This is a genomic window from Thalassoroseus sp. (assembly GCF_984380535.1).
Genome location: NZ_CFHRBF010000006.1, coordinates 96673 through 109486, shown reverse-complemented (window position 1 = coordinate 109486; position 12814 = coordinate 96673). Strand labels below are relative to the sequence as shown.

11 protein-coding genes are annotated in these 12814 nt (G+C 54.3%); 6 read left to right on the top strand and 5 right to left on the bottom strand.

Annotation, left to right across the window (positions count from 1 at the left end; translation table 11 throughout):
* Positions 1-542: 542 nt before the first annotated feature.
* The 6 genes from AC5DDB_RS09700 to AC5DDB_RS09675 all read left to right on the top strand — a co-directional run bounded on the left by AC5DDB_RS09700 (position 543) and on the right by AC5DDB_RS09675 (position 8609).
* The gene (locus AC5DDB_RS09700) at positions 543-1037 is read left to right on the top strand and encodes a hypothetical protein (protein WP_491739518.1); all 495 of its coding nucleotides are present in this window, start codon (positions 543-545) and stop codon (positions 1035-1037) included.
* A 378-nt stretch (positions 1038-1415) separates the two neighbouring features.
* Positions 1416-1847 (top strand): hypothetical protein, encoded by a 432-nt coding sequence (locus tag AC5DDB_RS09695; protein WP_491739517.1) that lies wholly within the window; start codon positions 1416-1418, stop codon positions 1845-1847.
* Positions 1848-2414: 567 nt separating this feature from the next.
* Positions 2415-4946 (top strand): inverse autotransporter beta domain-containing protein, encoded by a 2532-nt coding sequence (locus tag AC5DDB_RS09690; RefSeq protein WP_491739516.1) that lies wholly within the window; start codon positions 2415-2417, stop codon positions 4944-4946.
* 149 nt (positions 4947-5095) lie between these two features.
* Positions 5096-5812 carry a hypothetical protein gene (locus tag AC5DDB_RS09685; protein ID WP_491739515.1) on the top strand — a complete coding sequence of 239 codons (717 nt, stop codon included), beginning with the start codon at positions 5096-5098 and terminating at the stop codon, positions 5810-5812.
* Between the two features lie 239 nt (positions 5813-6051).
* Positions 6052-7602, top strand: coding sequence for a sulfatase family protein (locus AC5DDB_RS09680; RefSeq protein WP_491739514.1), 1551 nt, complete (start codon positions 6052-6054; stop codon positions 7600-7602).
* A 293-nt stretch (positions 7603-7895) separates the two neighbouring features.
* Positions 7896-8609, top strand: coding sequence for an RICIN domain-containing protein (locus AC5DDB_RS09675; RefSeq protein ID WP_491739513.1), 714 nt, complete (start codon positions 7896-7898; stop codon positions 8607-8609).
* 89 nt (positions 8610-8698) lie between these two features.
* Here the strand turns inward: AC5DDB_RS09675 and AC5DDB_RS09670 are convergent, their stop codons facing one another.
* The 5 genes from AC5DDB_RS09670 to fae all read right to left on the bottom strand — a co-directional run bounded on the left by AC5DDB_RS09670 (position 8699) and on the right by fae (position 12792).
* Positions 8699-9760, bottom strand: a complete 1062-nt coding sequence (locus AC5DDB_RS09670) for a class I SAM-dependent methyltransferase (RefSeq protein ID WP_491739512.1) — start codon at positions 9758-9760, stop codon at positions 8699-8701.
* A 158-nt stretch (positions 9761-9918) separates the two neighbouring features.
* Entirely contained in the window at positions 9919-10467 is a 549-nt protein-coding gene (locus tag AC5DDB_RS09665; protein ID WP_491739511.1) for a hypothetical protein, read from the bottom strand.
* A 97-nt stretch (positions 10468-10564) separates the two neighbouring features.
* On the bottom strand, positions 10565-11131 hold the full coding sequence (locus tag AC5DDB_RS09660) for an RNA polymerase sigma factor (RefSeq protein ID WP_491739510.1): 567 nt from the start codon (positions 11129-11131) through the stop codon (positions 10565-10567).
* 59 nt (positions 11132-11190) lie between these two features.
* Entirely contained in the window at positions 11191-12087 is an 897-nt protein-coding gene (locus AC5DDB_RS09655) for a methylene-tetrahydromethanopterin dehydrogenase N-terminal domain-containing protein (protein ID WP_491739509.1), read from the bottom strand.
* Positions 12088-12294: 207 nt separating this feature from the next.
* Positions 12295-12792, bottom strand: coding sequence for a formaldehyde-activating enzyme (gene fae / locus AC5DDB_RS09650; RefSeq protein WP_491739508.1), 498 nt, complete (start codon positions 12790-12792; stop codon positions 12295-12297).
* Positions 12793-12814: the final 22 nt, after the last annotated feature.

Genomic DNA, 12814 nt, shown 5'->3' with positions numbered 1-12814 from the left:
AATTGCCTTCCCATAGAATATCCCCTCCAAACCAAGTCTCCAAACCTCAGTCGCCTAACAGGTTACGACAAGACGTCCGATTTTGACGATTGTACCGATTCTGCGTTTGGTACGGACTGTGCAACTTAGAGCAATTGTAACGGAACGACGGATTTTCCTGGTTGGGAGAGTTGTTCGGGACGTGACGATTGTCACGATTCGAACGACAAACCAAACCGCCGTCGAACCGTTTTAACGAGAGAGCGTGTGTGGCGTGGAGAAGGCGCCACGAGGCGGTGACCTGAGAGACCACTGTCTCAAGCCGACCGGCTGATCCCCGGTCTTTTAACTATCGGAAAGTCGAAGCGGACCAGTCGTCCAAGTCGCGAGCCATCGGCGCGGGACGGGGTCATCGAGTTCCACCCCCGGCGTTTCGCTTCAAACGAATTTGTGACGCAAGTCATGATCGTTCAGGGCTTTCCGATAGTTTTCCTCGCAGAAAACGGCCGAGAAACGACCGGCCATTCCATAAATCGACAACTCACGAACCCGGAGAAAAAGACATGAAATTGACGATGACGAATCTGTGGAACGACGAACGAGGATTCCTGATTTCCGCTGAACTAGTCGTGATCGGCACATTGCTCGTGCTCGGTTTGGTCGTCGGCTTGACCAGCGTGCAGAATGCCGTGGTGAGCGAGTTGTCCGATGTCGGCCAAGCGATTGGCAGTCTCGACCAGTCTTACTACTACAAAGGCTTTGCGAGCGAGAGTGCAATTGATTGCCATCTGAAGGCATATTCATCCGGCTCGGCGTTCTTCGATACGAAAGACGCCTGCGATGACGGCGTGCAGTCTCTGGCATGTGACGATGTCCCACGAATTCACACAGAGCACGATCACCATCACAAAGCCACGCCCCATCATCATAAGCACGATCACGACCATGAGCCCGAAGGCCACAAACGTGATATGAAGCGACCAAAGGGGAAAGAACGAGAAGGCACACGACGCAGCAACCACGAACGCATCGAGACGACACAAGTCGCGGCCCACTAAAAGTCAGATCAAAGCCACCAAGCGATGCACTGATGATCCTCTGACTAAAGTCTTCGGAGACCTCAACGTTTCAAACGGCAAACATCCTCTTTGACAGAACGTTGATTTTCTGAAACACGTGCTAGCCATCTCAAAATTCAGGCCATTGATCTTGCCGAAAGATCAGTGGCCTGAAGTCATTGACGAATATGGACTTATGTGGAACGAAGCAAAAAGTCCGATTATACCGGTTGTGCCAATTCCGTCAGTGGTACGCAATGTGCCTTTTGTAGGAAACAGTAAGACGAAACCGGCTGGAACGATCATGCGGAATGGATCAGTCAGACTGGTTTCAACGATCAGGTTCAACGACTGTTTTCTCTCAAAGGACTCGACACCATGCCAACCCGCAACGCCCTGCAACTCTTCGAGGAATTCGTCAACGACGAGAACGGTTTCATTGTCTCCGCAGAACTCGTCATCATCGCCACGCTACTCGTGATTGGCCTCGTCGTGGGGCTGTCTCAGGTCCAACACGCCGTTGTCAGCGAATTGAACGACGTCGGCAAGTCGATCGGGCGTCTCAACCAAAGCTACTACTTCGGCGGTTTTCTCGGTCGTAAGTTCAACGGTGGTTTCGGTGGCGGTTTCGGTGGTGGATACGGGTTTGGTGGCGGACTCAAAGCGTACACACCGGGATCCGCGTTCTCGGACGCGATCGACGCCTGTGACGGTGACGGGTCGTGCTCCATCGCTTGTGCGGGTGCAGTCGGCGAGAGCGGCGCAACCACCTGTAGCATCGAAAACTCCTGCGACACGCTGAACAACTAGAAAGTCGCGAACGTCTCTCTCCCGATCTATTGCGAAACTCTGAGTCCGAATTCACGAGAGCCGGAAACCCATACGCTGATCCCGTATGAGTTTCCACCTTCTGATAAGCCGGCCGCTTCTGAAAAGAGGCAGCCGGCTTTTTCGCGCGCTCAGTGTTGGCTCTACCTGGCGGTCAGATGGTGCCGGAGAATGCTTCGTATCCATCCCATTTTCGTCAGACACAGTTTGATCGACGAAAAATCAGCCCCGATCTGGGTTGGATATTGACGATTGCAGGAATGCTCCCAAGTTCGACGGTCGAAGCGCCGATATTGTCAATAGCGATATTGCGCGAATTTTCGCGTTGACATATTGTTCGGCGTTTGCGTCTCGCAACGCGAACACCGAATTCAAGGCTCTCACGGATTATTCGTGATTTTCGATCGAAGCCGACGCCGTCGACTGACGCTGTTGGCAACCCCCGCGATCGTTCCCGATAGTCTCCGAGTCATATAGCACGACCCAGCCGACCGCAGGGCGGATCACTCCGACCCCGTGGCGAGTGTTCTCCCATCTACGGAGCGACCGATGCGTAGAGGATTGTCTATTTTCATCCTGTCGACGGGAGCCGTCTTTGGCACCCTGGCGAGGACGGAGGCTGCAAATCCCGCAGCCAATCAGGACGGAATCGTACAGTTGGGAAGCCGATCGAATTCGGCCCCGCGTTCCGAGGGAGTCGTCGAACTCGGCCAGCGATTCTCGCCACCGATTGTCACTCCCACCGCGGACGAGTCTCCGGGACCATTGCCGCCAGCTCCGGGGGCAATCAGCGACAGCCCGGCCGGTGAAGGCGTCGTTGAAATGATTCCGGCGCCGGATGACGAAGGCGTGATCCAGGTCATCCCGGAAACATCCCGACCACGTATCAATACCAACACGTCGAGTGCACCGTTGGAATTGCTCTCACGCGAACCAAACCCGGGTGGCGAGCGACCGGTCACAGCGGCGAATGGCTCGTTCTGGGTCGGCACCCCCCAAGGGGAAACCGTTGAGCATGCCCAAGACGTCCCACGTGCGTACTGGGTCGGTCACTATTATCAAGGTGACGGCATCGGTTACGAAGACGGCTACTGGACCGTCGGCTACTTCATGCCGATTTACGAGCCAAACGAAACCAACATGATTTACAGCAACTCGCGTATGTTGGTGCAATTCGACGGCGATCTTGGAGCAAACGTCGGCCTGGGTTATCGACACTTCAACCAAACGTCGTACATTCTTGGCGGCAACGTTTGGTACGACTCGGACGAAAGCGAGTTCGGTAATCGTTACGACCAAATTGCAGCTGGCGTCGAACTGTTAACGCAGAATTTCGATATCGTTGTCAACGGTTACTTCCCGTTGCAAACCGAAACCCGTGATTCACGATTGGTCACCGGGACCAACCCACAATACGCCGGCAATCGGATCGTGTTCGCAGATACGCAGTTCTCCGAAAACGCGATGACCGGTGGTGATTTCTCGATCGGCTTCCCGATGCCGGGCAACCCGTGGATTAAAACCTACTTGGGTGCCTACATCTATGACCCCGAGGTCAGCGATGCCGAAACGGGTTTTCGGGCAATCGTCCGAGCGAACATCACCGACGCCGCAGCTGCGGAAGTTCGCGTGACCGACGATGATTTCTTCGGCACGAATGTCGTGCTTGGCGTGGACTACAAACTCGACGTCAAACGCATGAATCGTTGGGACTTTTCCGACTGCTGTCGTTGGTATCGCCAACCCGCCCTCGCCGATCGTATGTATGAGGAACCCTTCCGCTACAACCGAGTGGCCGTGCGTCAGTCGGCGGGTGCCCCGATCCTCAATAACGCGATCAATCCACGAACCGGTCAGGCGTACTTCGTCAATCACGTGAACGCAACCGCCGCTGCTGGCGGAAACGGGACGGCAGAGAATCCGTATAACAACCTTGCTGCTGCTGGCGGAAACCCGGGTGACGTGATCCTCGTCCGCAGTGCTGGCACGAGCATCTCGAATCCCATGGCCGGCGGAATTCAACTGATCGACGGCACACGAGTTCTCGGGGAAGGCCAAACGCACTTCTTCGATGCCTCAGGTCGTGGCACGTTCCAATTCCCGAACTTCGCAACCTCTGGCCCCGCTCCATTCGTGAATGCACCCGGTGGTGGTCCAGTGATCGCATTGGCAAGCCAGAACGAAGTCAATTCGTTGAATCTGATTTCCTCTGCAGGTTCCGCCGCGATCACAGGGTCAGGGATTCAAGACTTCGACATCCTCAACATCAACCGCGATATTCAGTCGCCAGTCACCACTGGTGCGGGCAGTGGGATTCTGCTGACCAACGCCTCGGGTGTCGGCCGAATCGAAAACGTGCGGTTCGCAAGTTCCGATCCCAACTCGTTTGCGGGAATCAACGTCGTCAATGCTGGCGTACCTTCGCTTGATCTCACGATCAACAATGCCACCGAACTTTCCGGAAGCCGCTTCGGGATCGCCTTATTCGCAACCGACACGGCCATCAACGCCAACATCAACAACGTCAATGCGGACAACAATGGCAAGGGCATGTTGATCAGCACGGGCAGCGCTGGCACGATCAACGCGAACATCGCCGACTCCAGCTTTGACAACGCCAACGCTGCTTTGATCGGCGATGGTCTGCAAGTGGCCTCTGCCGCTAACAGCACCGTTGCTTTGAACGTGCGGAACTCGACATTCGACAACGCCGTCCGCAGTGGAATCCGGATCGCCGGCGACGGAAATCCCGCTCGTGGAAACGTCTCCGTCAACCTCGATGCCGTCACCGTTCAGAACCCAGGCATCGCGAATCCGATCCTGATCCAAATGGACGACGTCGGCGGTGCATCCTCGTTAACATTCAATCTGCTTGGCAACGCCGGACCATCACTGCTCTCGACGACCAACGGATTTTCCGGGGTTTCCGGCAGCTTCGCCGGTGCAAACACCACCGCGAACTTCCTGTTCGATGGCAACTTGACGGTCAACACTCCGAACCCACAAGTCATCTTGTCGGACGGCGGCACGGCGACGGTCAATGTCACCGACAATGTCGGCTTGAACATCGTTGGACCGTAATCAATCGATCGGAAGCTGAACCACCACGAGTCGGCTAAAATCAGCCGGCTCGCAGGTTCATCTCCCAGACACTCGGCTTTTCCCGCAACAACACCCCCGTTTCGATGCCGACCCAAATTTGCATCGAATCATATCGGGAGTCCCATACCATGATTCAATTTCGAATGCCGCGATGTCGATCGATTTCGTCGTCGCTTATCGCTGCCGGTGTCGTCTGCGGAGCATTCTCCGCAAGCGTGACCGCTCAAACATTACCACCGGACATCGCAGTGCCCCCACCAGCTGTCACTGCGGAGCCGGAAACCATCGTCATTGACGACGAACCCGGGGTCGTGGAGCTAGCACCGCCGGCGACTATGCAACCTGCGCCACAACATGCCGCACCGATGCAGTATCACGCACCGCAACCACGCCCCATGCAGCCGTACACTCGCACAACAGCGGAATGTCCTGCACCTCGCAGTATTCTTTATCTTGTGCCATCGCCGCGGGAATGCATGGACGGTCTGGTCGAAGGCTATCACAACAAAAAAGCGTATCCAACATACCTCGACGACTACCTTCGCAATTGCTTTCTGTGCTGCTGCCCCTGGTGCCCGTCACAATGCGAACCACCACAAATGTCGAAGAAAGGCCTGGACATCCACGGCCAAATCGACTTCCCAACGTTTGGTTCGTCTCGCGTGATATACCCGGCCAACCCGTACTACTTCGACCCGCGTGACGGAAAAGTCTACGCGGCTCAAGGGTATGGAATGCCGGTCGGTATGCCCCTCGCACCGAACGTGGAGCACGCCTACAACTACAGCCACGGCACACCAGCCAGCCGCCTGACTCCGATTTCGCGTCAGACGACACAGCCATAACGAGCTTCGGCGAACAACGAAATCTCATGACCACAGAGGCCATCTTCATAAGGAAGGTGGCCTCTGTTTTTTTACGCGCTCGGTTGGGATGCCCCCCGCGAACAGGTAAACTTGTTGATGACTGCATCGAGACTCGAACAGAGTGTCAGCGACAGTGCCAAGTGAAATCCACATCTCTAACTAGCGCGAATCCTATGTTAAAACCATTGCTAGCTTGCTTCTTCAGTATCAGTTCTCTGATGTTGACTTCGATCGGACTAGCAGCCGAGCGACCTAACATCGTTTTTATCTTTACCGACGATCATGCTCCCCACGCGATCGGCGCTTATGATGGTTGGTTGAAATCCGTCAACCCGACGCCCAATATCGATCGGCTTGCTAGTCAAGGAATGCTATTTGAAAATAGTTTCTGTACCAACTCGATTTGCGGACCAAGCCGAGCCGTGATCCTGACGGGAAAACATAGCCATAAAAATGGCTTCATGAACAACGGCAATAATTTCGATGGCGACCAGCAAACATTTCCGAAACTACTCCGCAAGGGCGGCTATCAAACGGCATTCTTCGGAAAGTGGCATCTCAAGAGTCGTCCGCAAGGATTTGATGAGTGGAAAGTCCTTCCGGGCCAAGGACTCTACTACAACCCAGACTTCCTGACACCAGACGGCAAGGTTCGTGTTGACGGCTACTGCACCGACATCGTAACCGATATGGCGATTGAGTGGCTCGAAGAAAATCATCAATCCGGCAAGCCGTTCATGCTGATGTGCCAACACAAAGCACCACACCGGAATTGGATGCCAGCCCTTCGTCATTTACATCTCTATGATGACATCGAAATTCCTGAACCTGCGACACTCTTTGATGACTACAAAGACAATGCGCCACCGGCTCGGCATCAAGAGTTGGAAATCGATCGACACATGGATTTGAACTATGATCTGTTCGTCGATCTCACTCCAGAATTCTCCTCGCCAGCATCGCAAGAACGCCAAGACAAGTCCGCCTGGCAAAACATGAAACGCATGTCGCCGGAGCAGCTCAAAACCTGGCGAGACGCCTATGGCCCGAAAGACGAGCAGTTCCACGCGGCCAACCTGAGCGGTCGTGATCTCGTCCGCTGGAAATACCAACGCTATGCCAAGAATTACTTGCGTTGTATCAAAGGCGTCGACGAAAACGTTGGTCGTCTCATGAAGACACTAGACGACCTAAGTCTTACAGATAACACAGTTGTTATTTATTCATCCGACCAAGGTTTTTATGTCGGCGATCATGGCTGGTATGACAAGCGGTGGATGTATGAAGAATCGCTGAAGATGCCCTTTATTGCAAAATGGCCCGGCGTCACAAAACCCGGCTCACGCAATGACCTGATGATTCAAAACCTAGACTATGCCGAGACTTTTCTAGACATCGCCGGTCTCGACATCCCTAATGACATGCAAGGCAAATCACTAGTCCCACTACTGAAGGGGCAACGTCCTGAAGATTGGCGCAAAAGCATCTACTATCATTACTATGAGTATCCCAGCGTGCACATGGTTCCGCGTCACTATGGCATTCGGACGGAAACGGAAAAACTCATTCACTTCTATCAGTTCGACGAATGGGAATACTACAACCTCAATGACGATCCTGATGAGTTACTCAACCAATACAACAACCCCAAAAATCAAACCCGAATTGCAGAACTCAAAGAACAGCTCAAAGACTTGCAGGACCACTACGAAGACGACTCGGACATGGCTGTCAAACCGAAAGAATGGCAACGTTCGATGCGGCATTGACATTAGTCCAGTCAACATGACAGACTACTCCATCCGACGTGATTGAGACGTCGGGAAAAGGTCTGTCAACGTAACAACCATCGTGAAACCCGGAGCCCGACATGCGACTACGCGATCGACTACTGCTCACTCTCGTTTTGCTTCTGATGTGTGCTGGACCAGTCTTCGCACAACCGAAGGCTGGGCGGTCCTATTTTATCGAACACGAGCGGTCGGGCAAGTACATGTCGGCACACTCTGATCTCAATGGAGCGGGCGTCCATATCTGGGGACCGATCCACGAGGGAGATAAGATGGCCTATCGATTCAAGCTTGTTGAAACCGAAGAAGACGGCTTCTACTACATCGCCCATCAACTCGCAGGAAAATACTTGGTCACTGATGGTTACGACAACGGAGCACTTGCTTTCCTATTTGGACCAATCCCATCAGGGCACGAAGAAAGCTACAAATTTAAGTTGATCAAACAGGATAACGGTACCTATTACCTGTTGCACAAGCGGTCTGGGAAGTGCCTCGCTCAAGTCGGTCGAGCCAACGGTAATAATTTTTACCTTCATGGACCGATCACGCCCGAAATAGAAGACCACTATGAATTTCGCTTCTCCGACGCTGATGATTCGCGCGAGGTCGCTGATCGGTCACGTCCGGCGGCGAAACCAAAAATGAAGGATCAATTCGAAGTCGGCAGTGTGTGGGGAGGCACCGCAGTCGATAGCAATAAGACGAAAATCAGGTGGGCTATTTCGATTTCCAAACGAAATGGCGGTCAATTCGAGGGCGCAGTCGCTGTCGCCGACAACAAAGGAAGGAAGTTCGAATTTCCGATTAAGGGGACAGCACCTGCCGAGGGTGACGGCGTTGTAATAATTGAATCGCCCGCGGGAAAAGACAAAATGTTTGGTCGAGGAAAACTCGTTGATGGCAAAGTTGGCTTGGCATATTCATCAACCGGTCCACGCGGAACGAAGATTTTCGGCGCGGCTGAGCTAACCCAGCAAGAGTAGCTCTTGCGGCCCCAACTATCGGTATGTTTGACATTCGACGAACGGCGCAGAGACTCGTCACATTTGCGTCGCATCAAGAGTCGGGGGCGTCAAACTTTCTCCGCGACGACGCGGATGAACTCCGCTTGGCGGGTCCGTTCCGTCCAGTTAGCGACGGCGGTGGCGGCGTGCTTGTTCTTGAGAATTCGCGGCCACCGCAGTTTCTGCCCACTAGCGACCGCCATCCGAGCCGACTTCCTGAGGAAGTGCGGGCGGGAAATGTGGTCGAGTGTCAGTGGACGGAAACCGCACTTGAAGACCGTTTCCTGCAGTGTCAGTGGCGTGAAGTGCGTAAGGTGTCGCGGCAGTTTCAGCGGATACCAATCTTGCCGAAACTGTCGGAACGCCCAGGAATCAATATTCGGCACACCGACCACAACAATGCCGCCACGCCGAAGCAATTGGTTGGCCGCCATCAACGTTTCGCGTGGCTCGTGAACGTGTTCGAGGGCATTCCACATCGTGACGGCATCAAAGGATTCCGGCGTCAAATCGGGATGGGGCAGCGTACCGACGTGGACGGGAATTCCAGTCCGTTCCGTCACACCGGCGGCACATGCGGCAGACATATCCATGCCGCAAACGTCCCAACCGTGTCGTTGCATCGCTTGCAAAAATGCACCTGCACCGCAGCCGAAATCGAGTAACCGCCCTGGTGCTCGCCACGGAATCCAATCTTGCCGACGGTCGCTTCGGCTAATCCATGCAGCACCGACATTAGCCCAGAACGACTCCATCATCCCGGTCGGCTCTGGATACCCAAAGTACCGTCGCAGGATGAGATGTTCGGAAGACTGCCGAAGACGATCTTTCCACTTCGGTTTCTTTTCGTGCCCAGTCCAACAGGCATAATCATCCGGGTAGAACATGCCGATGGAGTTGACCGTTGGACGCGGATTCGTGAAATGCAACCCACAGTCGCTGCAACGGACAACTCGAAAGTTGCCACCGAGTTTCGTCAAAGGATCGGACGCAACGATCACGGTGGAAAAGCGGTTTCCGTCGCAAAGCAGACACGACACGGATTCGAGTTCGATGGGCGTGGATCGCCCCGTCGTCGACTTCATCGGGTCAGGTCGACTGATTGAAGTGGGCAACGGGACAGCACTCATCAGTGAATCCTTTCACATCGCGGCGTGAACACAACAGTTCTCTGGTCGCAGCCTCCTGTGCGACGGCTTCCTCCCGACGAATGGTGAGGTCGCCCGGCAAGAGTACACAGTTTGCGTTTTCTTGCCAATACCGTTACGCCTGACCCCAATTCCGAACTTTACAGAGCCCCGTCCGACTGGAGATGACAGGCCACGCACGAAAGGATGATCTCATGATTGCTCATACCCTTAGGAACTGCCGTGTCATTGTCCTGAGCCACCCACAAACACGAGTTCGGCGATACCGTCGCAGCTTCGGGCGACGCAGGATTGGTGCCGAAGTCGGGCTTCCGTGTCATCCAAGAATGAACTCCGAGGAACAAACAGCAGGCAGTTGCCGCAACCAGCGACAGACGCCGCCACATCCGTTTCGCACGAGCGTTCGTCCAATTGGCGGCAGCTTGCTCGGCAAGATCGAGGGCTTCGTCCGACAAAATCGGCAGACGAGAACTTTCGGAATTCAACGCCTGACGGGTTGGGAACGTGGCGGACGAGTCTTGTTGTGAACCCGATGGAGCAGGTCCACTGGTTTCGAACATCGCAAGTGCAGGCTCTAAGACCTTCTGCAAATCGCGACAACGGGGACACAAATCGAGATGCCAAAGCAACTCCTGACGACGCGAGGAATTGGGCTGTGTGAGAACATCAAAAGCTTCGTCACAGTTCATCTTTGGCCTCCCGCATTTGGCGAGATCAACGTTGACAATATTTCGTTCCAGGTTGCTGCATCAAAAACTTGAGATGGCACAACATGCTCGGAGACTTTCATGACTCGCCCCCTTCCTCAGATGGGGAACGGTCACGCAGCAGTTGGGCACAGGCAATGAGCCCTTTACGGACTCGAACCTTGGCACCGCTGACACTCGAACCCATCGCATCGGCGATTTCGCTGAATTTGAGCTCGCCGAAAAATCGTAGCCGAAGTGCATCGGCTTGGGCTTCCGGAAGTTCATCGAGAACCGCAGCGATCTCGTCGCGACGTTCACTCAGGAGAAGTTCAGTCAGCCCCGACTCTTGGGAAACGGTCGAGCAGAGCACGCCAAGTTTGCTCATCCGTGTCGCTTGTTTCTGCTGTCGTGCAAGATGCTTCCGACACAAATTCAGTAAAATCGTCCAGACCCAAGTTCGAACCGCGAATTTGGGATTGTACGTTTGACGAGCCCCATAAACAGCGAGAAACGTTTCTTGCACAATATCGTCCGCAGTGTCGGCATCGGAAATCTTGCTACGGGCAACGCGTGTCAAAGCGGAACGGTAACGTTCAACGAGTTCGCCGAACGCGTTGCGATCACCTCGCTGAACTTGCAGCATCAATTCCACGTCGGTGGGCACGCTCGTGCATCCTTCACTGCTGACATCAACGACCTACCATCCAGTCTGGCAACTGAACGCTATGCCTTCAAGTCAGAACCGACCAACTCTTCACCAACGCGGTAAATTGCAACCGTGTCGAGAACGTGGTCGTTGGCGGTAAACAACTTACGGATGGAGGCCTTGTGAATCTTCATTTTCAAGCCACCGACGCCGATCGCGCCGTACAGGAGGAGGTCACCTGAGCCGCTGGCATCCGTCACCGATTTGGCTTTGTCCATCACATCGACACCTTCGATGCCGAGCGGCGGAACCGCGTTCAAATCGATCGCGACTTGTAAGGCATTAGCCGCCTGCAGCTGCGACTTCGAAACCAACTGCACTCCCGCAGCCCCGGCGCAAACGAGTAACTCACATCCTTCGAGTGCTTTGCCCAGGTCCTCGTCGCTCTGAACGTCATGACCGGTTAACTGGGCATTTTCATAGGTCTTTCCGACGGTTTTGCAGACCTCGTCGGCTCGTTCTTGAGAGCGTGAACCCACCCGGACCGACGCTCCTTCCATCGCAAGCAGCTGGACAACTCGCAAGCCAACGGGACCCGTGCCGCCGAGCACGAGAGCTTGACACTGAGAAAGATCCAGGTGTTTCCGAGCCGTCAAGACAGCGGCGGCTGCGGTGGTGTTCGAGCCGTTCGAGTCCATCATGACGGACAACCGAACAGGCCCGAAGTAGGTTTTCTGAACTTCCTCGAACACAGCTTCGCCAGCGGAAACGCTACTTCCTCCGACAAAAACCGCAGTGTTCTTCAGATCTTCTAACCCGCGGGTGAACATGCCCCCGCGTACCAAGCCGGGGACAGAATCCGGATCGACATCTCCGTAACAGAACATCTCTTCCACTCCGGAGTCGATCGCAACAACGCGGTCAAAACTACACGGGCGGGTATCGGTGTCGAGTTGGATCAAGATTTTGCGCATGGTTTTGTCGCCTCGGACAACGCAATGGAAATGATTCCCGTGAGAAACCGTGGTCATCTCAGTCGAGAATCGGACCAAATGAACTGCAAGATTCGAAAGAATCCGGCTTTCTGTTCTCCACCCTCGGTCTCCTATGATCTCTCAATCATAGAAGTCCGGAGAGATCTGGAGCGTTGAAGCGGGCGACGTTAACCGAACTGCAGCGAATTACACGCCGGAGAATGGGTGTTTCGCACTGTCTTTCTTGGCGAGCATTTCTTCGGCCGATGGCTCGTTTTTCATCGCGCGCTCGATGGACAACTTCGTGGCTTCGTAGTTGTACTCGAAGATTTTCTTGTCGTCTTCGGCCAACCAGTGAATGAACACGCCGCAAACGATGACGAGTTTTTCCGCTTGATCAGCGGGGATGACGCCCGCTTCGACGCTGTCGGCCACAGCTTTCGCAACGGCGAACTGAGCCGGTCCAAACATGTGGACGGCTTGCTTGGCTCCGTCGATCGTGACTTTTGTGATCATCACGGTGGCTGGTTTGACAGCCAAGTTTGGTTCCAAAACGGCAAGCAAGTTCGAGTGGCCTTTGCTTTGGTTCGCCAAAGCTTGGGTGAATGCGGTACCGGCTGGGCCGTCTTTTTCACCGATAATCAAGTCGATATGAGCGACTTCATTGCCTTCGCCGACGAGAGCTTCACCAATTTGGAACGACATCAGAATTCTCCACTCAAGATGG